We start from the raw sequence: 24,053 nt of genomic DNA on the forward strand, positions 1-24,053 counted from the left end.
ACGCGGCGGCGGCAGGCTCGATGAAGGGGTGTGCGCCTCACCCTTCTCGCCGCCGCCGCGTTCCTGCTCTCCGCCTGCACCTCCGAGCCGCAGGCCGCCCCGTCGCAGGCCCCCGAGACCCCGACGACGGTCGAGCAGCCCGCCGGCACCGGCCCGAACTGTGCGAACGCCAACTCCTCCGTCGTGGGCAAGGCGCTCAACCTGCGGCTGCAGGGCCAGCGGGAGAGCGTCGACAAGGCCGTGACGACCTGCACCTACGTGGGCGCGGGCATGCCGGTCGAGGTGCGGTTCACCACCAACGCGACCGCCGCGACGTTCGCCAAGGGCAGGCCGGAGAAGGCCAAGGCCGTCGAGGGCCTGTTCGACGAGGCCTACGAGTCCAGCGCGGGCGGCGCCGAGACCGCCCAGCACACAGTGGTCGCGCGCAGGGGCAAGACGCAGATCGAGGTGATGTCGCCCGCGGGCGTCGAGCCGTCCAAGAAGCTGATCACCGACCTGTTCGGCCGGATCTAGACCGGTACGTCGTAGAACGACAGCACCCGCGCGCCCGGCGCGAGCCAGGGCTCCAGCAACGCGTGCGCTCGGCCGGGATCGCGGTGGAACAGCCCGACCCGCACCGCGAACACCAGGTCGAACCGCCGGTCGCCGAGGTTCATGTCCTCCAGCGACGCGATGAGGAACTCCGCCCTGCCCGACGCCACGTACGCCGCGTTGCGGCGGGTCGCGGCCTCGATCATCTTGGTGGAGCGGTCGATCGCGGTGAGCGTGCCGGTGGAGAGCAGCTGGCACACCATCGTGGCGGCCACGCCCTGGCCGCAGCCGACCTCCAGCACCCGGTCACCGGGCCGGACGGCGAGTTGGCCGACCACACCCCGCAGACGCTCGCTCATGGTCCACATCATGCGTCAGCGCGGCGGGCGGGGCCACTCCCGCGGCCCCGCCGGAACGTCAGCCCAGGCCGCCCATGTTGACCATCCAGCTCACGCCGAACTTGTCGACGAGGTCGCCGTACTCGTCGCCCCACATCTGCTTCTCCAGCGGCGTACCGACCTCGCCCCCCTCGGCGAGGGCGTTGAAGTAGTCGCGCAGGATCTCCTCGTCGCCCGACAGCGACACCGTGATGCGGGAGCCCGGCTCGTACTCCATGCCGGGCGGCGTGTCGGAGGCCATGATCGTGTATCCGGCCGAGGTCTCCAGCTGCGCGTGCATGATCTGGTCCGCCTGCGGCGTGTCCTGCATTCCGAACTCGCCGAAGGTGCTCATCTTCAGCTCTCCGCCGAAGACCGACTGGTAGAACTCCATCGCCTGGCGGGCCTGACCGTCGAAGCTGATGTACGGGTTGAGACGAGTGGCCACCGGGATCGCTCCTTCTCCGAAGACGGACACGAATCCTCGCAAACCCTTGGCATGCCTACAACCTGAACTTACTGCGTGACTCCGGGGTCACCCTGCGCGACCTTGCCCGCGTACATGAGTGTGGCTTCCGGCGTCAGCGGGTGGAACGTCCCGGCACGCACGTCGCGGTAGGCGCGCTCCAGCGGTGAGCGCCGGAAGAACGACCGTCCACCCAGGACCTCCATCGCGAGGTCCACGACCTCGATCGCCTCCACGACGGCCTGGCGCTTGGCCAGCATCACCGCGACGGTCGACTCGGCGTTGGCGGTGTAGTCGTCGCCGAGCTCGTCGATCGAGCCCATCAGCGACCACCACGCGGTGCGCAGCTTGTAGTCCATCAGCCCGATCTGCCGGGTGGCGCTCTTCGACGTCGAACGCACGGCCACGTCCCGCGCGCCCGCCGCGATGCCGAAGTACGTCGCGCCGCACACCGGTGCGAAGTGGACGACCGCGGCGAACAGGGGTGCGCCGAACTCGCCGTACGGACGGCGGGCGGCGATCTTCTCGGCCGGGACGAACACGTCCTCCAGCACCACGTCGTGGCTGGCCGTGCCGCGCATGCCGAGCGTGTCCCACGTTTCCTCGATGCGCACGCCGTCGGCGTTCAGCGGGGCGCTGAAGTGCAGCACCTCCTCACCGAGGACGGCGGAGGTGGCCACGACGTTCGCGCGCGGCGACTGGCTGCAGAACGCCTTGCGCCCGTTGACCAGGAAGCCGCCGTCCACGGGCGTCGCGGTCGTCGTGGGCCACAGCCAGTCCGACCCGCCGCTGGTCGCGATGACCAGGCCTTCCGCGGCCACGCGCCGCAGCACGCCCTCCGCGTCCGGTGCGCCCTTGCGGCGCCGGTAGGCCTGCATCAGCGTCAGGTACAGGTGCATGGTGACGGCCAGCGCGGTGGCGCCGTCGTGCCGCGCGAGCTCGGCCTGCGCGTAGCAGACCTGGCGCATCGTGGCGCCGAGCCCGCCCAGTTCCTCGGGTACGGCCAACGCCAGGTAGCCCTCTTCGCGCATGGCCTCGTACGCCTCGCTCACGAACGTGGCGTCGCGGTCGTGCTCGGACGCGTGGGCCGCCGCGATGGCGCCGATGCGTGCGGCCATCTCCGCGAACCTGTCGTCGCCGTCTCTGGTCACGGTGGGGAACGTGCTGGTCACCCGTGGTGCGTCAAGTGTCGTCATGCGACAAACGTAGGAACGCGCAAGCCCCGCGGGTAGTTCTGAAAGTGAACCGGACGGCGGTAACGAAACCCCCGTCGCGACGGAGACTTCCCCTGTGAGGACGTATGCGCAGTACTGCCCGATCGTCCGCGCCGTCGAGGTGCTGGGCGACCGGTGGACGTTGCTGATCGTGCGGGACATGCTCGTCGGTGCCTCGCGCTTCAACGAGCTCTCCCGCGGCCTGCCAGGGCTCTCGCGCGCTCTGCTGTCGCGCAGGCTGCGGCAGCTGGCGAACGCCGGACTGGTGCAGCGCACCGGTGACGGCTACGCGCTGACGCCGGCCGGGCAGGCGTTGCGTCCCCTGGTGTTCGGCCTCGCCGACTGGGGCGCCCGCTACGCGTTCGGCGACCCTCGCGCCGACGAGCTCGACCCCGAGGTGCTGATGTGGTGGATGCACGGCCGCATCGACACGGGCACGCTGACCAAGCGCGCGACCATCGAGGTCCGCGTCCACGACCGCCGCCGCACGTTCTGGCTCGTCGTCGAACCCGGTGACGCCTCGATCTGCTACACCGACCCCGGCCTGGAGGTCGACGCGGTGCTGGCGTCCGACATCGCCACGCTCTTCCGGATGTGGGAGGGCGAGGTCGACCTGCTCGACGCGGTGCGCGCCGGCAGCATCGAGCTGACCGGCTCGCGCTGGGTGGTGCGCGGCCTGCCGGGGTGGCTCAAGCTCAGCCCCGTCGCGGAGCACGTGCGCGCGGCACGGGCCTGACCAGCGCGAACAAGTTTTTCGAAGAATTCTGGGTCGTCGTGTCGATCCGGGCCGCTGCCCGTTCGACACATCAGTGGAAGGACACCACAGCCCAGGAGGAACTCGACATGACCGCCACGATCGCCGCCCCCGCCCGTGCCACCCGCAAGTCGGCCGCCGCCCGCCACGCCACGCTCGTGACCCGTGTGCTGACGGGCCTGCTGTTCACCGTGACCGGCCTGAACGGGTTCCTGAACTTCATGCCCGCACCGGACCCGAGCACCATGGCGCCGGCCGGGGTGGCGTTCACGACGGCGCTCTACGCGACGGGCTACATGCTGCAGCTGTCGTCGGGCGTTCAGCTGGTCTCGGGCCTGCTGCTGGTCGCGGGCCGGTTCGTGCCGCTCGCCCTGGCGCTGCTGGCACCGGTGATCGTGAACATCTTCCTGATCCACCTGTTCCTGGAGCCGTCGGGCATGGGCATGGCGCTTTTCGTGGTCGCCGCCGAGATCGGCCTCGCCTGGGCCTACCGCGACAAGTTCCGCCCGATGCTGCAGGCCCGCTAGACCGCACCCGCGACATCCCCCGCAGGCCCTGGGCCTGCGGGGGATTTTTCGTTGTGGGACAACGATTCCGGTCCGGGCCGGTCGATTCCGGAGGGCGCCGTTCGACGTGTCTGTGAGAGCCGGAAACGTCGAAGGAGAACGGAAATGTCCACCACCCGCTGCGCCACCGCCGTCCTGCGAGTGCTGGTCCGCGGCCGGGTGGTGCCGCCGGCCCTGACCGCGGCGAACCTCCTGCTCGACACCGGCCACGTGGTCACCGCGCTCCTCGTGGCGATGGCGGAGATCGCCGTGGCGCTCGGCTCGCGGGTGGTGCTACCGGGAGAGGAACGCGGCCAGCAGCGCCTGCACCTCGTAGACGTCGACGCCCTTGCCGAACTGCTTGGAGATCGGCGCCCCGCCGCCGGAGACCCAGATCTTCAGCTCCGCGTCCATGTCGAAGTGACCGGCCGTCTCGACTGAGAACTGCGTGATCGCCTTGTACGGCACCGAGTGGTACTCGACCTTCTTGCCCGTCACGCCCTGCTTGTCGACCAGGATCAGCCTCCGGTCGGTGAACAGGAACGAGTCGCGCACCAGCTGGTACGCCGCGTGGATCTGCTCCCCCTGCGCCAGCAGCCGCCCGAACTCCTTCGCGGCGTCCCGCGGGTCGAGCTTCGACGCGTTCCCCATCATTCCGCTGAGAAGTCCCATGCGTCCACGTTTACCAGGCTTTCCGAAAGCTTGTCCCGGTGCTGGGCCGCTCCTGTCCGAGCGCTTCCGGTCGTAGCCCGAAAGTGGATCTCAACAGCCACTCGATCGGGGAGAACGACACAATGCGCAAGCACTACACCGGAGCCGCCGGACTGGTCGGAGCGACCGCCCTGCTCGTCGGATGTTCCAGCGCCCCAGCGCAGACCTCCACGGGATCGGACGAGCGGCCGACGACCGAACAGATCAAGGCGTTGTTCGCCGACTGGAACGCGGCCCTCGCAACGGGTGACGCCCAGAAGGTGGCCGATCGCTACGCTCCGAACGCGGTTCTGCTGCCCACGGTGTCGAACCAGGTGCGGTCCACGCGGGCCGAGATCGTCGACTACTTCGAACACTTCCTGCTCAACAAGCCGAGCGGCAGCATCCTCGACTCGCACGTCGCCGTCCTCGACGCCGACGACGCGATCGACGCGGGCACCTACCGGTTCGCGCTCACCAAGGACGGCAGGGCGACGACCGTGGACGCGCGCTACACGTTCGTCTACGAGAAGGTCGACGGGAAGTGGCTCATCGTGAACCACCACTCGTCGGCGATGCCGGAGCAAGTCTGATCCGCACGCACAACCCGCCGCTGGACGCTTCCTCCAGCGACACCGCGCCGCCGTCGTCGGTGACGAGCTGCTTCACGATCGCGAGGCCGAGGCCCGACCCGCCCTTGCCGGTCAGGCCCTGACCGCGCCAGAACCTGTCGAACGCCCGCGCCCGGTCGGCCTCCGGCAGGCCGGGGCCGGCGTCGATGACCTCGACCAGACCCGGCCGCGTGGTGCGCACGAGGATCGAGGCACCGTCCGGGGACACCTCCAGCGCGTTGGACAGCACGTTGTCCAGCACCTGCTCGAGGTGCCCCGGCGTGGCGAGCACGCGGATGTCGAAGCCCTCGGCCACCAGGGAGATCGAGCGTTCGTCGGCGGCGGCGCGCCACGCGGTGAACCGCTCCGCGACGACGTCGAGCACCTGCACCGGTTCGGGGTGGGCGACGTCCGCCTCGGCGCGCGCCAGCGCCAGCAACCCGTTGACCAGCCTCGACATGCGCACGACCTCGGCCGTCGCCATCTCGACGTCCTCGCGGACCGTCGGGTCGTCGACGCCGTCGGCGACGTTGTCGAGGCTGAGCCGCAGCGCGGTCAGCGGCGTGCGGAGCTGGTGCGAGGCGTCGCCGATGAACGCGCGCTGCGAGCCGACCAGCGTGCCGATCGTCTCGGTGGCGGTGTTGAGGGTGCGGGCGAGCGTGCGGGTCTCGGGCGGCCCCGTCTCCTCGGCCCGCGCGGTCAGGTCGCCGTCGCGCAACCTGCCCGCCATCGCGTTCAGCTCCCGCAACGGCCGGGTGACCCGGCGGGCCAGCCACAGCCCCAGGAACGCCGCCAGGATCAGCACGCCGACGGCGAGCGCGGCGCGGAAACCCCAGATCTGCCACAGCCGGTCGACGATCGGACCGTCCGGATAGGACAGCTGGATCGCACCGACGACGGTGCCGTCGGGTTTCTTCGCCGGAACCGTGAGCTTCAGCCCCTCGGAGTCCCAGACCTTCGACTCCGGCCGGGGTTCGAGGACGTCGATCTGGCCGGGCGTCTGGCGTTCGTAGGCGTCCACCAGGGCGCTCAGCGACCGCGTGTCACCGGAGGCGAGCAGCAGCGCCGCGGTCTCGGCCTCGCGGCGCGCGGTGTTCTCGGCGTCGCCGTAGATCTGGGCGTTCAGCGTGAACGCCACCGGCACCGTGAACGCCGCGATCGCCACCGCCACCAGGAGCACGTAGCTCCAGGCGAGCTGGCGGATCACGTGAGCACCAGCCGGAACCCCACGCCCCGCACGGTCTCCAGCGACGCCGTCTCACCGAGCTTGCGGCGCAGCACCCCGACGTGCACGTCGAGCGTCTTGGTGGGGCCGAACCAGTTCTCGTCCCACACCGCCTCCATGATCTGCTCGCGGGTGAACACCGCGCCCGGCTCCTCGGCCAGGAACGCGAGCAGATCGAACTCCTTCGGCGTCAGCTCGACCTCCACGCCGTCGAGGTGCACCCGCCGCGCGCGCCGGTCGATCCGCACGCGCCCGTGCGTCTCCGGTTCGGGCTGAGCGGGCTGCACGCGCCTGAGGACCGCTCGCATCCGTGCGACGACCTCACGCACCCCGAACGGTTTGGTGACGTAGTCGTCCGCGCCGATCTCCAGCCCCACCACCCGGTCGACCTCGTCGGACCGCGCGCTGATGACGATGATCGGCACGTCCCCGCGCGCCCGCAGCTCACGGCAGACGTCGAGGCCGTCCATGTCGGGCAGCCCGAGATCGACGAGCACCAGGGCGAAGTCCCCGGCCGTCAGCGCTTCGGCGCCCGTGCGCACCCAGCTGACCTCGAACCCGTAGCGGGACAGACCTCGCGTGAGCGATTCCGCGATCGGCTCGTCGTCCTCCACCAGCAGCACCCGCATGGGCGGAGATCATTCCACTGATCGGGGCAGGGCGTTGCGCAGCCGGATGCCGCTGAACTCCAGGGGGCTCGCCGTCACCGCGTCCCAGAACGGCCAGAGGTTCGCGAGCACGCGCAGCTCGATCCCCGCCTTCTCGTGCAACGCGAACAGGTCGCCGACGCGCTCGGCCGGACCCAGCGGCAGCACCGGCTCGGTCGCGACGTGGGCGTGGTCCTCGAACGGCTGGAACTGCTCGCTGTCGAACCGGTAGGCGTACAGCTCCACGGTCCGCATCCGCTCCAGCCACCCGTACTCGATCGCGTGCACCCTGGTCGTGCTCGTCCAGACCATCACCCGCGGGCACTGCCGCGGAAACCAGTAGGCGGGGCAACGCGTGGCGTCCACCGCCCACACGTACTCGCCGGCCTGCCGCGCGGTCGCCGCCAGGTGCGGGACGAACCGGGTGATCGTGGGATCTTCGGAGAAGTGCAACACCTGACCGGGTTCGGGCCGCATGTGGTCATACTGGCCCGCATGCGCAGGCTGACGCTCGCGGTTTTGCTGGTCCTCGCCGGCTGCTCTTCGGGCGGTGCGGACAACACCGTCGGTTTCACCGCCATCGACCTCACGGCCACACCCGAAGCGTTGGCGACGCACGGCGACATGCTGGTAATCGGCACCCGTCCGGCCGACCACCCCGAACTCGTCACCCGGACCAAAGACGGCACGCTGTCGAACTCCAGGCTGACCCCGGCGACGCCGTACGGCAAGGAAGCGCACTGGTACGGCCTCACCTCCGACGGCACCACGATCACCGGCGTCGGCGGCGAACGGGGCGGCGCGCACGGCAACGTCCGCTGGAGCGCCTGGACCGGCGACACCCGTGCCGTCAACGAGAAACCGCAGGCCTTCAGCACGTTCGGCGGCTACGGCGCGGGCGAGCTGATCGGCCCGGTGCGCACGGCGAAGGGTCCGCTGATCATCGGCACCTGGCAGAGCGCCAAGGCGGGCCTCGACATCGCGGCCTGGACCTACGCCGACGGCACCTGGACCCGTCAGCCGTCGGCCGGCACCGTGCTCGAGAGCTCGCAGGAGCTCCTCCGGTTCCCGCTGGCCGTCACCCCGGACGGCGACGGCGCGCTCGTGACCGGCTGGCAGATCGCGAAGGGCACCGTGAGCGCCGCGGTCTGGCGGTTCGACGGCACCACCTGGACCACCGCCACCCTCCCGGACGGCGACGCCGCGCTGGCCGCCCGCTGCTGGGACGGCACCTGCCACGTCGTGGGCCGCGCCAAGGGCAAGCTCGCCTGGTGGTCGGGCCCGGACTGGAAGAAGCTCACCACCCCGGACGTCCCCGTCGGCGACGACGCCGTCCTCGCCGCGCCCGTCCCCGTCGACGGCGTCCCGACGCTGGTCGTCGACCACGGCGGCGTGAAGCTGGTGTCGGAGAAGGGCGAGCGCCCGGCGGACGGACCGTCCGGCGCGGTGGTGGCGGTGGAGAAGACCGGCGACCAGGTGTTCGTGATCGCGGGCGGCCGGCTGTGGCGGCTCAGCTGACCGGTGGCTTCTCCAAGCCCGAGAACACGGTGTCAGGCCGGGCTGCCTCGCTCGGCGTCGCCGATGAGTCCCGCGCGGTCGATCGCCGCGTGAGCCTGCTCCGGCAGGTGTGACGTGCTTCACGACGTTCGGTGCAGCCGCCGCTGAGCCGCCCGGACGACGGCCCTGCTCCGCGTCGATGCAGTTACGGTGGACACCCGAAGCGCTTCAGAGAGTGATGTCCAGTTTATGATCACATTGCGCTGCTTGTCCCACGTCTTCCGGCGATTGCATTCACCCGGATGCGTCACATCCATCCGTGGTGAGACAGAACTTCACGGTGAATACGGCGATCCGGCCGCGCAATGGTCACGCTTCGGCACACAATTGACGAGAGTCAACTGTTGATGTGGCAGTTCGGCCGCCCTTTCCTCCACGCATGGGTGACTATGGCCCGGTCAGTGGGCCTCCGCGTATTGGTGGGGGTGGGCAGCGGTCCGCCAGATCGGCGGTTAATCTCTTGCAACTCGTCCACTGCAATCCAGTGTGCCGATGTCGCAACCACCGGGGAGAGGACTGAACACGGGTGGCCGGATTTCTGTTGCGGCGGTTGGTCAACTACGTGGTGCTCGCCCTAGTGGCGACGTTCCTCGCGTTCACGTTGGCCTCCGCCACCTTTGACCCGATCGGGGTGCTGCAACAACGCAACCCACCGCCGCCGGCGGCATCGATCGAGGCGAAGAAACGAGACCTGCACCTCGACCAGCCGATCCCGCAGCGGTTCGTCACGTGGATGGGCGGGGTGGTGCAGGGCGACTTCGGCCGCACGATCACCGATCGCCCGATCACGGACGAACTCGGCAGGCGCATCGGCGTGAGCTTGAGGCTGTTCCTGCTCGGCATCACGATCGGCATCCTGTTCGGAGTGCTGCTCGGTGTCGTGAGCGCGATCCGGCAGTACAAGTTCAGCGACTACTTCGCGACCCTGTTCAGCTTCATACTCCTGTCCACACCCGTGTTCGTGCTGGGCACGCTGCTGAAGATGGGCGCACAGGGGATCAACGACTCGATCGGCACGAACGTGCTGATCTTCGTCGGTGAGACGACACCCGGATTCCAGGGCAACTGGTTCGAGCACCTGGGCGACCGGCTGCAGCACCTGATCGTGCCGACGCTCGCGATCGCGCTCGGCCAGATCGCCTACTACAGCCGCTACCAGCGCTCGTCGATGCTCGACGTGCTCGGCAGCGACTTCCTGCGCACCGCCCAGGCCAAGGGGCTGACCCGCCGCAAGGCGCTGTTCAAGCACGGCCTGCGCACCGCGCTCATCCCGATGGCGACCCTGTTCGCGTTCGGTTTCGGCCTGCTCGTCGTCGGTGGCACGTTCACCGAGCGGATCTTCGGCTGGTTCGGCATGGGTGACTGGCTCGTCACCGGCATCTCGGCGCAGGACACGAACATCACCGCCACGGTGACGCTCTTCGTCGCGGTGTGCGTGCTGTTCTCCGGCTGGCTCGCCGACGTGCTGTACGCCGCGCTCGACCCCCGAATCCGCGTGAACTAGGCAAGGTGACGACGACGTGACCGTGATCCTCAACGAGGGGGACGCCGCCGGAACCACCGGCGCCGCCTCCGGTGGCCCAGTCGACGCGGCGCCCGAACCGGGCAAGGCGATGACGCGCGGCCGGCTGGTGCTCATCCGCTTCATGCGCAACAAGCTGGCGCTGGTCGGCCTGCTGGTCATCATCGGCATGTACCTGATGGCGTTCGTGGGCCCGCTTCTGTCGAAGTGGAGCTACGACACCCAGGACTACACCGCGTTCCTGGAGCCTCCCTACTCCGAGCACATCTTCGGCACCGACAAGATCGGTACCGACATGTTCGCGTTGACCATGCGCGGGCTGCAGAAGTCGTTGATCATCGGCCTGCTCGTGGCGCTGATCTCGACGACCGTGGCCGCGATCGTCGGTGCGGCCGCCGGCTACTTCCTCGGTGTCGCCGACAAGGCGCTCATGTGGGTCGTCGACCTGCTGCTGGTGCTGCCGTCGTTCCTGATCATCGCGATCCTGAGCCCGTGGTTCCGCGGCAAGTCGTGGTTCCTGCTGGTGCTGATGCTCGCGGCGTTCCAGTGGATGATCACCGCCCGCATCGTGCGCGGCATGACGCTGACGCTGAAGGAACGCGAGTTCGTGAAGGCGGCCAAGTTCATGGGCCAGCCCGCACGCAAGATCATCGCCAAGCACATCGTGCCGAACATGGCGTCGCTGCTCATCATCGACGCGACCATCAACGTCGGATCCGCCGTGCTCGCCGAGACCGGCCTGAGCTACTTCGGGTTCGGCGTGCAGTCGCCCGACGTCTCGCTCGGCACGCTGATCGGCGGCAACGCCGAGTCCGCGACGACCTTCCCCTGGCTGTTCCTGTTCCCGGCGGGCTTCCTCGTCGTGTTCGTGCTGGCGGTGAACTGGGTCGGCGACGGGCTCCGTGACGCGCTCGACCCCACCTCCACGCGCGTGCGCCGCAAGGAGAAGAAGGACACCAAGGAGAAGGCCGCCTGATGACCACCTCGGAGCTCCAGTTCGACACGCCGTCCGACCGTGTCGTCGAGGGACCGGTTCTGCAGGTCGAAGACCTCCACGTGTCCTTCCCGAGCGAGTCCGGCCGCGTGCAGGCCGTGCGCGGCCTGAGCTACCACGTCGCGCCCGGCGAGGTCCTCGGCATCGTCGGCGAGTCCGGCTCGGGCAAGTCCGTGTCGTCGCTCGCCGTCATGGGCCTGCTGCCGTCCTCGGCGCGCATCACCGGTTCCATCAAGTTCCAGGGCCGCGAGCTCATCGGCCAGAACGACGCGGAGCTGTCGAAGATCCGCGGCCGCCGCATCTCGATGGTGTTCCAGGACCCGCTGTCCGCGCTGACGCCGGTCTTCACCGTCGGCGACCAGATCGCCGAGGCGATCCTGGTGCACCGCAAGGTGTCCAAGCAGGCGGCCGCGAAGCGCGCGGTCGAGCTGCTCGACCTCGTCGGCATCCCGAACGCCGCCGAGCGCGCCAAGGCGTTCCCGCACGAGTTCTCCGGCGGCATGCGGCAGCGCGCGGTGATCGCGATGGCGATCGCCAACGACCCCGACCTGATCATCGCCGACGAGCCGACCACCGCGCTCGACGTGACGGTGCAGGCGCAGGTGCTGCAGCTGCTCGAGACCGCGCAGGAGGTCACCGGCGCGGGCATCGTGATCATCACCCACGACCTCGGCGTCGTCGCCGGGTTCGCGGACCGGCTGATGGTCATGTACGCGGGCCGCGCCGTCGAAAAGGGCAAGGTCGACGAGATCTACCAGCAGCCGCGCATGCCGTACACGCTCGGCCTGCTCGGCTCGATCCCGCGCCTCGACGTCAGCGAGAAGCAGGCGCTGGTGCCGATCAAGGGCCAGCCGCCGTCGCTCACGGACCTGCCCGACGGCTGCCCGTTCGCGCCGCGCTGCCCGATGGTCGTCGACGCCTGCCACACGGCGGAGCCTCCGCTGATGGACGTCGACGGCTCCGTCGAGCACGCCGCCGCGTGCATCCGCACCAACGAGATCGCGGCGACCGACGCCGAGGGCGCCGAGGCCGCGGTCGAGATCTTCGGTGCCGAGGTGGCCGGCGAGCCCGAGGTCGCGAAGATCCCGCGCGAGCAGCGCGAGGTCGTGCTGGGCCTCGACAACCTCGTCAAGGAGTACCCGGTCAACAAGGGCGTGGTGTTCAAGCGCCGCGTCGGCACGGTGCACGCGGTCGCGGGCATCTCGTTCGACATCCGCGAGGGCGAGACCCTGGGCCTCGTCGGCGAGTCGGGCTGCGGCAAGACCACGACGCTGATGGAGATCCTCAACCTCCAGAAGCCCATGGGCGGCGAGATCTCCGTGCTCGGCACGAAGTCGTCCGAAGTGGACGCCAAGCGCCGCTTCGCGATCCGCCGCGACATGTCCGTGGTCTTCCAGGACCCGATGGCGTCGCTCGACCCGCGCCTCACGATCCACGACTGCATCGCCGAGCCGATGCAGGTCCACGGCTACTCGAAGGACGAGATCAACCGGCGCGTGCCGGAGCTGATGAGGCTCGTCGGCCTGCGTCCCGAGCAGCTGTCGCGCTACCCCGGTGAGTTCTCCGGCGGTCAGCGCCAGCGCATCGGCATCGCGCGGGCGCTCGCGCTCGAACCGAAGCTCGTCGTGCTCGACGAGCCGGTGTCGGCGCTGGACGTCTCCATCCAGGCGGGTGTCATCAACCTGCTGGAGGAGCTCAAGTCCAAGCTGGGCCTGGCCTACCTGTTCGTGGCACACGACCTGTCGGTGGTGCGCCACATCGCGGACCGGGTGGCCGTCATGTACCTCGGGAAGATCATCGAGATCGGCGAGGTGAACTCGGTCTTCGAGGCGCCGCGCCACCCGTACACGCAGGCACTGCTGTCGGCGATCCCGATCCCCGACCCCGTCAAGGAGCGGCAGCGGGAGAGGATCATCCTCACCGGCGACCTGCCGAGCCCGGCGAACCCGCCGTCCGGCTGCCGCTTCCGGACCCGCTGCTTCCTGCACGCGTCGCTGCCGCCCGAGAAGCAGCGCCAGTGCATCGAGGTGGAACCACCGCGCGAGGTGCAGGCCGAGGACCACGAGGCCGCCTGCCACTTCGCCCAGATCCGTCAGGTTCTCTGATGCATCCGTCGCCTCAGCAGACCTGCGAGCACGAAGGAACAGTGTCCCCGGCAACTGGTGTCCGGGCACGAGGGAGGTTCACGACAGTGAGTCGACGTACCAAGGTGGGAGTGACCGCGCTGGCCGTCGTCGCCCTCACGCTTACCGCGTGTGGGGGGCCCAGCAACAACGCGAACTCCGGGCTCAAGGGCGCGGAGAACGCGATCGGCCAGGCGGACATCAACCCGCAGGACGCGTCCAAGGTCAAGGACGGCGGCGAGTTCCGCTGGCCGGTCGACCAGTTGCCGGACAACTGGAACTACAACCAGCTCGACGGCACCAACGCCGACGGCCGCCGCATGATCGACACGGTGATGCCGAACCTGTTCAAGCAGCAGCCCGACTCGAAGATCGTCGTCAACAAGGACGTCCTCGACGACGCGAAGCTGGCTTCCTCCGACCCGCAGGTCGTCGAGTACAAGATCAGCTCCAAGGCGAAGTGGTCGGACGGCACCGCGCTGTCCTGGCAGGACTTCGAGGCCATGTGGAAGTCCCTGAACGGGACCGACAAGGCCTTCGAGGTCGCCGGCACCACCGGTTACGAGGACATCGAGAAGGTCGAGAAGGGCGCGACCGACCAGGACGTCAAGGTGACGTTCAAGAAGAAGTTCGCCGAGTGGCAGGGTGGCCTGTTCTCGCCGCTCTACCCGAAGGCCATGTCCTCCTCGCCCGAGGAGTTCAACAAGGGCTGGGCCGACGCCCCGAAGATCACCGCCGGTCCGTTCAAGATCGGCACGATCGACCGCACCGCCAAGCTCGTGACCGTCGTGCAGGACCCGGCGTGGTGGGGCCCGAAGCCGAAGCTCGAGAAGATCACGTTCCGCCAGGTCGACCGCCCCGCCCTCGCGGACGCGCTCGCCAACGGCCAGATCGACTTCTTCGACATCGGCTCCAGCATCGACAACTTCACGCGTGCCAAGTCGATGCAGGGTGTGACGATCCGCCAGGCGATCACGCCGGACTACTCGCACATCACGTTCAACGGTGCGGACACGTCGATCCTCAAGGACGCGAAGCTCCGCGTCGCGCTGCAGCGCGGTATCGACACCAAGACCATCACCAAGGCGCTGCTCGGCCAGATGATCAAGGGCGACGCGCAGGTCACCGGTAACCACTTCTTCCTGCTGGGCTCGGCCGGCTACAAGGACAACTCGTCCGTGGCGTCGTTCGACAAGGAAGCCGCGAAGAAGCAGCTCGACGAGCTGGGCTGGAAGCTCGAGGGCGAGACGCGCAAGAAGGACGGCAAGGAGCTCGTCGTCCGCTACGTCATCCCGACGCCGAACCCCACCTCCGACCAGATCGCGAAGCTCGTGCAGTCGCAGCTGAAGGAGATCGGCGCCAAGGTCGACATCCAGGCCGTTCCGTCGACCGACTTCTTCAAGCAGTTCGTGAACGTCGGCAACTTCGACATGACGGGCTTCCGCTGGCTGGCCTCGGCCACGCCGATCTCGGACAGCAAGGGCATCTACACGCTCGACCCGGCCAGCACCAACCAGAACTACGGCCGGATCGGCTCCGAAGAGGTCAACAAGCTGCTCGAGCAGGCCAACGGTGAGCTCGACGAGACCAAGCGTCTCGAGCTCGCCAACGAGGCCGACAAGAAGATCTGGGAGCTGGGCCACCAGCTGCCGCTGTACCAGCTGCCCGGCGCGGTCGCGGTGAAGAGCAACGTCGCCAACTTCGGCGCCGTCGCGTACGCGAACCGTCCGTACGACTACATCAACATGGGCTTCACCGAGTGATGTAGCAGGCTGTCGACGGCCCGGCGGGTCTTCCCGCCGGGCCGTTTCTTCCTGTTTGGAGCTTGTCTTGTTGCGTTCCCGGGTTCGCGCGCTGCGGTACGGCCTGTTCACGACGGCGGTCGTTCTGGCCGTGTGCTTCGTTGTCGCGTTGCTCTCCTGGCTGTCCTATTCGGACGATCGCGCCGTGCTGGCGTCGCTGACGTCCCGTGACACGGGCGAGGTCGTGTCCTTCTCCGACGGCGCGGTCGAGGTGCGCTGGCCGTCCGGGAGCGCCCGCGTCGCCTACGAGAACGGTGCGCGGATCGTCGGGAGGCAGACGCAGGTGGCGTTCGACCCCGCGGACCCGTCGCGTGCCGTGATCCCCGGTTCGGACCTGTTCCTGGAGACCGACCGGGCGCTGGGTGGCGTGACGTTCTCCGTCGCGGTGGCGCTGCTGGTGGTCCTCGCCGGTGCCGTGCGCCTTCTGCTGGCCGTGCGTTCGGCACGTGCTCAGGGGACCACGGTGTCCGTGCGGCGGATCCGGCTGCAGTCCGGGCTGATGGTGCGGTCGTGGCTGGAGATCGAGGGTCCGGTCGAGCGCTGGCTGCCCGTCTACTACGACCCGGTGCTCGTGACGCTGCCGTCGCCGTCGGACGTCGAACTGCGCGGCGGCCGGGTCGCCGTCGTCGACGGCGTGACCGTCTACCCGTCCGGCCGCCCGGTGACCAAGCACCCGCGCGGCCGCCGGCTCGACAACCCCGTGCAGCCCGATCCGGACACGCGCGCGCCACGCGGTCTGGCCGCCCAGCTGCGCGTCGACGCGGTGTTCATGGTGCCCGCGCCGGTCGTCGGCCTCTTCTGGGCCTACCTGGACGGCAGCGGGTTCACCGGCTGGATCACGGCCACCGTGATCGCGGCGGTGCTGGGCCTGTGGTGGGCGGCCCTGCGGGGTTCCGACCCCTCGTAATGCTTCGTGCCCGGTGAGCGACCTCCTCCAGTAGGAGGCAGCTATGACCGACGTCACATTGCGCGTGCACGAAGACGGCGCCGACGACGAGCGCATCGAGCAGCTCACCTCGTTCCTGCGGACGGAGCTGACGGAACTGGTCGCCGTCTCCGGCGTCCCCGGCGAGGCTCCCGAGGGCGCCAAGGCCGTCGACCTGAACGAGCTCGGCACGCTGCTGACCACCGTCTCCCAGTCGACCGTGCTGGCCGCGCTGATCAACGCGGTGTCGGCGTGGCTCGGCCAGCGCCGCGACCGTTCGGTGACCGTCGAGGCGGACGGGGACCCGCTGGAGCTGACCGGCGCCCCGTCGGAAGCCGAGCTGGCCCAGCGGTCCGCGTGGCTCGGCCGCCACCTCCACCGCTACGCGTTGATCATCGCGAGCCACGAGTTCGCGGACCCCGGCCTGTCCTCCCTGCGTGCCCCGGCCCACGACGCCACCCGCCTGGGCGAGGTGCTCGCGGACCCGCGCATCGGCGGCTTCCACGTGCGGACCCTGATCAACTCCCCGGCCGCCGAGGTCAACGAGGCCGTCGAGGACTTCTTCGCCGACCGCGAACCGGACGACCTCCTGGTCCTGCACTTCTCCGGTCACGGCGTGAAGGACGAGGCCGGCGAGCTCCACTTCGCCACGTCCGGCACCAAGCTCGCCCGCCTGGCGGGCACCGCCGTGTCCGCGGACTTCGTGGCCCGCCGCATGAACCGCTCCCGCTCCCGCCGCATCGTGCTGCTGCTGGACTGCTGCTACTCCGGCGCGTTCGGCCGGGGCATGGTCGCCCGCGCGGGCGGTTCCATCGGCATCGAGGAGCAGTTCGGGGGCAGCGGCAGGGCCGTCATCACCGCCTCGTCGGCCGTGGAGTACGCCTTCGAGGGCGCCGCCGTCGCCGACTCGGCCGAGGGCGAGCCGTCGGTCTTCACCTCGGCCCTGGTGGAGGGCCTGGAGTCGGGTGACGCCGACCGCGACCAGGACGGCCACGTGGGCCTGGACGAGCTCTACGAGTACGTCTACGACCGGGTCCGCCGCGTGACCCCGCACCAGACACCCGGCAAGTGGATGCTCGACGTGCGAGGTGACCTGCGCATCGCCCGCCGCGCCCGTCCGGTCTCGGTGCCGGCCGCGTTGCCGGCGGAGCTGCAGGAGGCGATCGACCACTCGCTGCCCGGCGTGCGGGCGGGCGCGGTGCCCGAGCTGCGGCGGATGCTGTCGGTCGCGCACGAGGGACGGGTGCTGGCGGCGCGGCTCGCGTTGCGGAGGCTGACGGAGGACGACAGCCGCATGGTGGCGTCGGCCGCGCGCGAGGCGCTGGGGGAGAGGGCGCCGGCCTCTCCGGCCAAGCCGGTGCCTCCGGCGGCGAAGCACCCGGAGCAGAAGGCGGCGCGGCAGAAGCCTCCGGAGGAGAAGGTCCCGGAATTGAAAATCCCGGCACCTGACACCGCGCGACCTCGGCCTCCGGACCCGAGACCGCTGGCCGCCAAGCCCGTGACCCGGCCGGAACAGGCCGCCAGCCGCCCGACACCGGATCTGCTCGCCGCGCTGCCCCGCCTCGCCGGGGGCCTGGCCCTGGCCCTCCTGGTCATGAGCCTCATGGCGATCCCGGGCGGCATCCTCAGCCGCCTCGGCGACTCCGGCCCCCACACCTTCGTGTTCGCCTCGGTGTGGCCGTGGGCGCTGGTCGCGGCGCTGTTCGTGCTCACCTGCCGCGACCACCCCTGGGCACCGGGCGCCGCGCTGGGCCTGCTGGCCGGCACGACAGGCCTGCTCAGCGGCTACGACGCCTTCACCTGGGTGCCGTACGCGCTGGCGGCGGCGGCACTGGCCGTCGCCACCACGACGACCCCGTGGTGGCTGGCGGTCGCGGGCGGCGGCCTGGGTGCGCTGGGCGTCTACGTCGTCGCCTCCGCGGCAGATGAACTGACGTCGATCAACGGCGACGGCGAGGACGTCACGGTGATCGCCACCGCGGCCGCGCTCACCTGCCTCGCGGCGTACCGGACCTGGCGGGACGGGCGGTGGCTCAGCACGATCGCGCCCGCGCTGCTGTTGCTGGACGCGGTGATCACGCTGAACGTCGACGCCCCGCCCTACGTCGTCCACGCGAGCCTGGCCGGGCTGGTCGTCGTCCCGCTGATCGTCACCCTGACCACCGGCACCGCCAGGTTCGCCGCGTGCGTCGCCGTCGCCGCAGGGCTTCTGGTGCGCGCCAGCGACTACGTGTCCGCGAACGAACCGACGTTCACCGGCGTCGCCCACGTGGCGCTGCCGCTCGCGGCGGCGGTGATCGCCTACTTCTCGCGTTCCCGCTGAGCCTTCCGCCGCTTGCCCTCGTGCATGGCGGCCACGCGGGCGACCGGGATGGTGTGCCCCTCGGCGATCAGGTCGGCGGGCAGGCGTTGCGGCTTCGGCATCAGCTCGGCCCACGGGTCGCCGTCGAACCGGCTCTTGATCGTGAAGTCGGCCGGCGTGACGTCCTCCAGCGACTCCCACGGCACGGGGAACGAGATCGGCAGGCCCTCGCGCAAGCGGGGGCTGTAGGCGGCGACGACCGTGGCACCCCAGGCGCGCGTGGAGTCCAGGAACACCTTCCCGCCCCGTTCGGCCCGGATGTAGGCGGTGGTCGCGAGCGAGGGGTCGAGCTTCTCCGCCCGCACGGCCACCGCGCGCGTCGCCGCGGCCACGTCGTCGGGGGAGTGCTCCTCCAGCGGCACGAAGATGTGCACGCCCTTGGCACCGCTGGTCTTGACCGCGCCTTCGAGACCGGCCTGGGCGAGCGCCTCGCGCACCAGCAGCGCCGACCCGACCACGACGTCGAACCCGGCGCCCTCCGGCGGGTCGATGTCGAGCACGAGGTGGGTCTGGTGGTGGTCGTCGCCGAAGTGATCGCCGAGGTACAGCGGCACGTGGTACTCGACCGCGCGCTGGTTCGCGAACCACATCAGCGTCTGCTCGTCGTCGCAGATCGCGTACTTGATCTTGCGGTGCGACGCCTCCGCCCAGACCTCGACGGTCCTGACGTAGTCCGGCGTGTACTTGGGCACGTTCTTCTGCATGAACGGGTCCTGGCCGCGCAGGATCCGCCACACCGACAGCTGCCGCCCGGCGAGCACCGGAACGAACCGGTCGGCCACGAAGTCCAGGTACTCCACCAGGTCGCCCTTGAGCAGGCCGCCGAACAACGGCTGGTCGAGCGAGGAGAACTTCAGCGGGCTACTGCTCATCGGGAACCTCGAGTTCGTCTCGGGCGGCCCACTCCAGCAGCGGTTCGATCGACCAGGCCGCGTCGTCGATCCCGGCGTGCAGGTCGCCCAGTTCGGCGAAGCGCTTCGGCACGGTGGCGATGGTGAACTCGTGCGGGTCGACGTCCGGGATCTCGTCCCACCGGATCGGCGTGGACACCGTCGCCTCGGGATAGCCGCGCACGGAGTAGGCGCTGGCGATCGTGCGGTCGCGCGTGTTCTGGTTGTAGTCCACGAAGACCAGCGACGGGTCGCGGTCCTTGCGCCACCACGTGGTCTCGACGTCGTCCGGCGCGCGTCGTTCGACCTCGTGCGCGAACGCCAGCGCCGCCTTGCGCACGTCCTGGAACCCGTGGTCGGGCCTGATCCGCACGTAGATGTGCAGGCCCTTCGAGCCCGAGGTCTTCGGGAACCCCGTCGCGCCCAGCTCGGCCAGCACCTCCTGCACCACCAGCGCCACTCGTCGCACGCGGTCGAACGAGCAGGTGGGGCCGGGGTCGAGGTCGATGCGCCACTCGTCGGGCTTCTCGGTGTCGGCGGCGCGCGAGTTCCACGGGTGGAACTCCACAGTGGACATCTGCACGGCCCAGATCACGTCCGCGACGTGCGAGACGCACAGCTCGTCCGCGTGGCGGTTGTAGCGCGGGAAGTGCACGCGGACCGTCCGGATCCACGGCGGCGCGCCGTTCGGAAGCCTCTTCTGGTGCACCTTCTCGCCGGTGACGCCCTCGGGGAAGCGGTGCAGCATGCACGGCCGTTCCCGCAGCGCGCGGACGATTCCGTCACCGACGGACAGGTAGTAGTTCGCGAGATCCAGCTTCGTCTCGCCACGCGCGGGGAAGTAGACGCGGTCGGGGTTGGAGATCCGCACGACGCGGTCCTCCACCTCGAGCTCCACAGCCGGGGACTTGCCCATGCCCACCAACCTAACCGTTCGTCCGCCCTCGATCGTTGTAGTTTGCGGCGGTGGACCTGTTTTCGCCCGCGCTGGGGGCGCTGCTCGAAGCGGTCGGCGAGCTCACCGACGACGACTTCACCCGGCCGTCCGGGTGCGAGGGCTGGCTGGTGCGGGACCTGGTGTGCCACTTCGTGATCGACGCGCAGGACGTGCTGATCACGCTGGTGACGCCCACCGAGGACCCCGTGACGCACGACGAGGTGACCTACTGGAAGGTCTCGCACGCGCCCTCTGACGACCCGCTGGCCGCGCTGACGCGCAGGCTCGCGGCGGCGTACGGAGAACCGTGGATGCTCCAGCACCACGTCGACGACGTGGGCCGGGCGGCGTTGCGCGCGGCCGGGCTGGCCGACCCGGCGGTCAGGGTGAGCACCCAGGACATGGTGCTGTCCACGTCCGGCTACCTGGGCGCCTACGTCTGGGAGTGGACGCTGCACCACCTGGACCTGGTCCGGCACCTGCCGCACCTGGCCGGGCCGTCCGCGCAGGCGCTGGCGCGGTGCCGCGAGATGTTCGAACAGATCGCCGGACGGTTTCCCGCGCAGTGGTCCGACGAGGACGTGCTGCTCGTGGGAACGGGACGGCGCGCCCCGACGGGTGCGGAGCGCGCCGAACTCGGTGAGCTGGAGATCCCGTTCGTGCTGGGCTGAGCGCTACTCCGCTTCCGCCGCTTCGAGGCGTGCCTTCTCCGCCAGCCGCGCCTCTTCGGCCTTGAACTCCTTGTAGGTGGCGCGCTCGCGCACCAGCCAGTCGGGGTTCTCCTCCTTGAGCGCGTTGATCTGCTCGGTGGTCAGCGCCTCGGTGATGCCGGCACGGACCAGGCCACTGGTCGAGATGCCGAGCTTCTGCGCGATGAGCTGCTTGGGGTGCGGGCCGTTGCTGCGCAGGTCCGCCAGCCACTGCGGCGGGTTGGCCTGCAGCTCGTTCAGCTCGTCGCGCGACACCACGCCCGCCTGGAACTCCTCGGGCGTCGCCTCGAGGTACACGCCGAGCTTCTTGGCGGCGGTGGCGGGCTTCATGGTCTGCTGCGACTTCATGCGCAAAGAGTAACCGCTGCGTCCGGTAGCCTCAGCGCGTGACCGGATCGTTCACGCTCGCGTACGTCCCAGGCGTGACGCCGGGCAAGTGGGCAAGGGTCTGGCAGGAACGCCTGCCGGAGACCGAGCTGACCCTCGTGCAGGTACCCGTCGCCGAAGCGGCCGCGAAGGTGCGCGCCGGCGAGGCCGACGCCGCGCTGCTCAGGCTGCCGGGCGACCGCGAGGACCTGCACGCGATCCCGCTCTACACCGAGACCACCGTCGTCGTGTTCCCGAAGGACCACGAGTTCGCCGCGGCCGACGAACTGTCCCTTGAGGACTTGGCGGAGCACGTCCTGTGGCAGCCGCTCGACGACGCGCTGGACTGGGACGAGCTGCCCGGTCAGGCGCCCGTCGAACGCCCCGAGACCACCGCGGACGCCATCGAGGTCGTGGCGGCGGGTGTGGGCCTGCTGGTCGTGCCGCAGTCGCTGGCCCGCCTGCACCACCGCAAGGACCTGAAGTACGTGCCGCTGTCCGACGCGCCGCAGTCCCGCGTCGCGCTGTCGTTCCCGATCCGCGACGAGAACCCCGAGCTGATCGAGCACATGATCGGCATCGTGCGCGGCCGCACGGTCAACAGCACCCGCGGCCCCGCGGCCGAGCCCGCCCCGAAGCAGGCTCCCAAGCAGGCGCCGAAGCAGCGGCGCGGCCCGGCTCCTCAGCAGAAGAAGCAGCAGCCCGCGAAGCGCGCGAAACCCCGCCGCGGCCGCTGATCCGGACCGCGGTCGCGGGGCCGGCCGCTCGCCGCCCGGCCCCGGCCCGCGCTCACCGGCCCTGCGCGGCGATCTGCTCGCGCAGGCGGTCCTCCTGCGCCTGGATCTCGGGCGTGACGACGCTCTCGAACGCCTCGGGGCCGTGGATCTGCCGGATCTCGACCTCACCGGTCTGGAACGGCGCCTTCTTCAGCCACTCCACGGCGTCCTGCAGCGACGGCAGCTCCCAGATCCAGAAGCCGGCGATCAGTTCCTTGGTCTCGGCGAACGGACCGTCGATGACCGTCGTGCCGCCCTTGCCGTCGAACGCGACCCGCGCGCCCTTCGCGCTCGGGTAGAGACCGTCGCCCGCGAGCATCACCCCGGCCTTGACGAGCTCCTCGTTGTAGTCGCCCATCGCGGCCAGTTCCTCGGTGGTGGGCATGACGGAGTTCTCGGTGTCCTCGTTCGCCTTGACGATGACCATGAACCGCATCTCGATCTCCTCTGGCTGGTGTCAGGTGCGTTTGTACCCAGGCGTCGATCGGGGACTCCGGCGTTTCGACCGGCTTGCAGCGATTGTGACCGGGGTCACAGGATTAGGGTGGTCAGCATGAGGGAAGACGTCGACTGGATCCTCGAGAACTGCCAGGTCTGGGCCATCGTCGGGCTCTCGGACAACCCGTCCCGCGCGGCGCACGGCGTGGCACGCTTCCTGCAGCAGCGCGGGAAGAAGATCGTCCCGGTGCACCCGTCCGCCGAGACCGTGCACGGTGAGCAGGGCTACCCGACCCTGGCGGACATCCCGTTCCCGGTCGACGTCGTGGACGTGTTCCGCCGCTCGGAGGACGCGGGCCAGTTCGCGGACGAGGCCGTCGCCGTCGGCGCGAAGGCCGTCTGGTTCCAGCTCGGCGTGGTCGACGACGAGGCGTACGCGCGCACGCGCGAGGCCGGCCTGCGCATGGTGATGGACGTCTGTCCCGCGATTGAGTGGCGCTCCCGTTGAACGAGTAGCTAACCTGCTCTGGTCGTCTCCGGACACCTGGGGGTTCCGGGGAGACTCAGCCTGGGGGGCTCGATTCAGCATGCTCGTAGACATCACCGCGCTGCGGTCCGCGGACTCGCCACGGCTTCGTGGCCTCAGCGATGACTTCGTCCGTTCACTGGCGTCTTCCGGCGCCCACCTGCCACCGATCGTGGTGCACCGCCCGACGATGAAGGTCGTCGACGGCACCCACCGCCTGAAGGCCGCCGTGCTGCGCGGCTGCCGCTCCGTCGAGGTCGAGTACGTCGACGGCCCCGCGGAGGACCTCTTCGGCCTGGCGGTGTCGCTCAACCTGTCGACGCTGTCGACCGCCGACCGCGAGGCGGCGGCCAGGAGGCTGCTGCGCTCGCACCCGCAGTGGTCGGACCGCGCGATCGCCGCGTCCACGGGACTGGCCGCCAAGTCCGTGGGCGTGCTGCGGCGCGCGGTAGGAGGTCAGGCCCCGGTGCGAGTCGGCAGGGACGGCAAGCTCCGCCCGGTCAACTCCGCCGCGGGACGCCGCCTGGCCGGCCGGATGATCCAGGAACGCCCGGACGCCTCGCTGCGCGACATCGCCCGCGCGGCCGGCGTGTCACCGGGAACGGTCCGGGACGTCCGCCGCCGCCTGAGCGCGGGCCTCGACCCGGTGCCGGAACGGATGCGCGCCGCCGAACGGGCCGACGCCGTGCTGCCCGCCGGGCGGTCCGAGGTCCGCGACCCCGACACCACCCTGCCGATCCTGCGGCGCGATCCCTCGTTGCGGTTCAACGAGCACGGGCGCCTGGTGCTGCGCTGGCTGGAGGCGCACGCGGTGTCCTCCGGCGAGTGGGCCACCGTCGTGTCCGGGGTGCCGTCGCACTGCCGGGAGCTGGTGGCGGACATGGCTCGCGGGTGCGCGGAGGCCTGGGTGGAGATGGCCGAGGCGTTGGAGAGGGAAGGGCAGCGGACCGCCGTCTAGGCGGTTCCGCACGCGGTCGTATCGCCTTGATCCCCGGATCAAGGCGATTAGCCCGTACGGCGCAACTCGTTCCGCTAGCCTCTGATCGCGTGATGTCCAAGGCGATC

General features: G+C 69.9%; 26 protein-coding genes. 15 read left to right on the forward strand and 11 right to left on the reverse strand.

Features of this window, described 5'->3' with window-relative positions; genetic code table 11:
- The first annotated feature begins 30 nt into the window (after positions 1-30).
- Positions 31-513: a hypothetical protein gene (locus ORI60_RS03720; RefSeq protein ID WP_266034177.1), complete on the forward strand. Its 483-nt coding sequence runs from the start codon at positions 31-33 to the stop codon at positions 511-513.
- On the opposite strand, the gene ORI60_RS03725 is transcribed toward ORI60_RS03720, so the two are convergent.
- The 3 genes from ORI60_RS03725 to ORI60_RS03735 all read right to left on the reverse strand — a co-directional run bounded on the left by ORI60_RS03725 (position 510) and on the right by ORI60_RS03735 (position 2,570).
- A complete protein-coding gene (locus ORI60_RS03725; RefSeq protein ID WP_266034180.1) occupies positions 510-890 on the reverse strand; it encodes a class I SAM-dependent methyltransferase in 381 nt (126 codons plus the stop codon). The genes ORI60_RS03720 and ORI60_RS03725 overlap by 4 nt on opposite strands.
- A 58-nt stretch (positions 891-948) precedes the next feature.
- Positions 949-1,356, reverse strand: coding sequence for a VOC family protein (locus ORI60_RS03730; protein WP_266034182.1), 408 nt, complete (start codon positions 1,354-1,356; stop codon positions 949-951).
- 68 nt (positions 1,357-1,424) lie between these two features.
- Complete coding sequence (locus ORI60_RS03735) at positions 1,425-2,570, reverse strand: acyl-CoA dehydrogenase family protein (protein ID WP_266034185.1); 1,146 nt, start codon at positions 2,568-2,570, stop codon at positions 1,425-1,427.
- Between the two features lie 94 nt (positions 2,571-2,664).
- Between ORI60_RS03735 and ORI60_RS03740 the strand changes: the two genes are divergently transcribed.
- Both ORI60_RS03740 and ORI60_RS03745 read left to right on the forward strand, forming a co-directional pair.
- A complete protein-coding gene (locus ORI60_RS03740; RefSeq protein ID WP_266034187.1) occupies positions 2,665-3,324 on the forward strand; it encodes a winged helix-turn-helix transcriptional regulator in 660 nt (219 codons plus the stop codon).
- 107 nt (positions 3,325-3,431) lie between these two features.
- Entirely contained in the window at positions 3,432-3,869 is a 438-nt protein-coding gene (locus tag ORI60_RS03745) for a hypothetical protein (protein WP_266034189.1), read from the forward strand.
- Positions 3,870-4,181: 312 nt separating this feature from the next.
- Here the strand turns inward: ORI60_RS03745 and ORI60_RS03750 are convergent, their stop codons facing one another.
- Entirely contained in the window at positions 4,182-4,559 is a 378-nt protein-coding gene (locus tag ORI60_RS03750) for a PH domain-containing protein (RefSeq protein ID WP_266034192.1), read from the reverse strand.
- 122 nt (positions 4,560-4,681) lie between these two features.
- Between ORI60_RS03750 and ORI60_RS03755 the strand changes: the two genes are divergently transcribed.
- Entirely contained in the window at positions 4,682-5,170 is a 489-nt protein-coding gene (locus ORI60_RS03755) for an SgcJ/EcaC family oxidoreductase (RefSeq protein ID WP_266034194.1), read from the forward strand.
- Here ORI60_RS03755 and ORI60_RS03760 read toward each other — a convergent pair.
- The 3 genes from ORI60_RS03760 to ORI60_RS03770 are packed head-to-tail and all read right to left on the reverse strand — an operon-like array spanning position 5,127 to position 7,537.
- On the reverse strand, positions 5,127-6,395 hold the full coding sequence (locus ORI60_RS03760) for a sensor histidine kinase (RefSeq protein WP_266034197.1): 1,269 nt from the start codon (positions 6,393-6,395) through the stop codon (positions 5,127-5,129). The two genes, ORI60_RS03755 and ORI60_RS03760, sit on opposite strands and share 44 nt — an antisense overlap.
- The gene (locus ORI60_RS03765; RefSeq protein ID WP_266034200.1) at positions 6,392-7,042 is read right to left on the reverse strand and encodes a response regulator transcription factor; all 651 of its coding nucleotides are present in this window, start codon (positions 7,040-7,042) and stop codon (positions 6,392-6,394) included. The genes ORI60_RS03760 and ORI60_RS03765 overlap by 4 nt, the downstream gene beginning before the upstream one ends.
- A gap of 9 nt (positions 7,043-7,051) precedes the next feature.
- Complete coding sequence (locus ORI60_RS03770) at positions 7,052-7,537, reverse strand: DUF6886 family protein (protein ID WP_266034203.1); 486 nt, start codon at positions 7,535-7,537, stop codon at positions 7,052-7,054.
- An 18-nt stretch (positions 7,538-7,555) separates the two neighbouring features.
- On the opposite strand from ORI60_RS03770, the gene ORI60_RS03775 reads away from it, so the two are divergent.
- From ORI60_RS03775 to ORI60_RS03805, 7 genes are all read left to right on the forward strand, one after another.
- On the forward strand, positions 7,556-8,578 hold the full coding sequence (locus tag ORI60_RS03775; RefSeq protein WP_266034206.1) for a hypothetical protein: 1,023 nt from the start codon (positions 7,556-7,558) through the stop codon (positions 8,576-8,578).
- Between the two features lie 565 nt (positions 8,579-9,143).
- Positions 9,144-10,121 (forward strand): ABC transporter permease, encoded by a 978-nt coding sequence (locus tag ORI60_RS03780; protein ID WP_090068720.1) that lies wholly within the window; start codon positions 9,144-9,146, stop codon positions 10,119-10,121.
- 16 nt (positions 10,122-10,137) lie between these two features.
- Entirely contained in the window at positions 10,138-11,115 is a 978-nt protein-coding gene (locus ORI60_RS03785) for an ABC transporter permease (RefSeq protein WP_266034214.1), read from the forward strand.
- Positions 11,115-13,238, forward strand: a complete 2,124-nt coding sequence (locus tag ORI60_RS03790) for an ABC transporter ATP-binding protein (RefSeq protein ID WP_266034217.1) — start codon at positions 11,115-11,117, stop codon at positions 13,236-13,238. Before ORI60_RS03785 ends, ORI60_RS03790 begins: the two co-directional genes overlap by 1 nt.
- A gap of 86 nt (positions 13,239-13,324) precedes the next feature.
- Positions 13,325-15,019 carry an ABC transporter family substrate-binding protein gene (locus tag ORI60_RS03795; protein WP_266034219.1) on the forward strand — a complete coding sequence of 565 codons (1,695 nt, stop codon included), beginning with the start codon at positions 13,325-13,327 and terminating at the stop codon, positions 15,017-15,019.
- Positions 15,020-15,089: 70 nt separating this feature from the next.
- The gene (locus ORI60_RS03800; protein ID WP_266034222.1) at positions 15,090-15,965 is read left to right on the forward strand and encodes a hypothetical protein; all 876 of its coding nucleotides are present in this window, start codon (positions 15,090-15,092) and stop codon (positions 15,963-15,965) included.
- A gap of 43 nt (positions 15,966-16,008) precedes the next feature.
- A complete protein-coding gene (locus tag ORI60_RS03805) occupies positions 16,009-18,306 on the forward strand; it encodes a caspase family protein (RefSeq protein ID WP_266034224.1) in 2,298 nt (765 codons plus the stop codon).
- Here ORI60_RS03805 and ORI60_RS03810 read toward each other — a convergent pair.
- Both ORI60_RS03810 and ligD read right to left on the reverse strand, forming a co-directional pair.
- Complete coding sequence (locus ORI60_RS03810) at positions 18,285-19,217, reverse strand: DNA polymerase domain-containing protein (protein WP_266034225.1); 933 nt, start codon at positions 19,215-19,217, stop codon at positions 18,285-18,287. The two genes, ORI60_RS03805 and ORI60_RS03810, sit on opposite strands and share 22 nt — an antisense overlap.
- A complete protein-coding gene (ligD, locus tag ORI60_RS03815; protein ID WP_266034227.1) occupies positions 19,207-20,151 on the reverse strand; it encodes a non-homologous end-joining DNA ligase in 945 nt (314 codons plus the stop codon). The genes ORI60_RS03810 and ligD overlap by 11 nt, the downstream gene beginning before the upstream one ends.
- 50 nt (positions 20,152-20,201) lie before the next feature.
- Between ligD and ORI60_RS03820 the strand changes: the two genes are divergently transcribed.
- Positions 20,202-20,843 (forward strand): maleylpyruvate isomerase N-terminal domain-containing protein, encoded by a 642-nt coding sequence (locus ORI60_RS03820; RefSeq protein WP_266034229.1) that lies wholly within the window; start codon positions 20,202-20,204, stop codon positions 20,841-20,843.
- 3 nt (positions 20,844-20,846) lie between these two features.
- On the opposite strand, the gene ORI60_RS03825 is transcribed toward ORI60_RS03820, so the two are convergent.
- On the reverse strand, positions 20,847-21,212 hold the full coding sequence (locus ORI60_RS03825) for a DUF5997 family protein (protein WP_266035425.1): 366 nt from the start codon (positions 21,210-21,212) through the stop codon (positions 20,847-20,849).
- 56 nt (positions 21,213-21,268) lie between these two features.
- Between ORI60_RS03825 and ORI60_RS03830 the strand changes: the two genes are divergently transcribed.
- On the forward strand, positions 21,269-21,985 hold the full coding sequence (locus tag ORI60_RS03830) for a LysR family transcriptional regulator substrate-binding protein (RefSeq protein WP_266034230.1): 717 nt from the start codon (positions 21,269-21,271) through the stop codon (positions 21,983-21,985).
- Between the two features lie 52 nt (positions 21,986-22,037).
- Here ORI60_RS03830 and ORI60_RS03835 read toward each other — a convergent pair whose 3' ends face one another.
- On the reverse strand, positions 22,038-22,460 hold the full coding sequence (locus ORI60_RS03835; RefSeq protein WP_266034232.1) for a YciI family protein: 423 nt from the start codon (positions 22,458-22,460) through the stop codon (positions 22,038-22,040).
- Between the two features lie 117 nt (positions 22,461-22,577).
- Here ORI60_RS03835 and ORI60_RS03840 point away from each other — a divergent pair, with 117 nt between their 5' ends.
- Together ORI60_RS03840 and ORI60_RS03845 are read left to right on the forward strand one after the other, a co-directional pair.
- Entirely contained in the window at positions 22,578-22,970 is a 393-nt protein-coding gene (locus ORI60_RS03840; protein WP_266034234.1) for a CoA-binding protein, read from the forward strand.
- 79 nt (positions 22,971-23,049) lie between these two features.
- On the forward strand, positions 23,050-23,946 hold the full coding sequence (locus ORI60_RS03845; RefSeq protein WP_266034237.1) for a ParB/RepB/Spo0J family partition protein: 897 nt from the start codon (positions 23,050-23,052) through the stop codon (positions 23,944-23,946).
- The last annotated feature ends 107 nt before the right edge of the window (positions 23,947-24,053 follow it).

It is taken from the genome of Lentzea sp. NEAU-D7 (assembly GCF_026242055.1).
In the GTDB taxonomy this organism is placed as follows: Bacteria; Actinomycetota; Actinomycetes; order Mycobacteriales; family Pseudonocardiaceae; genus Lentzea.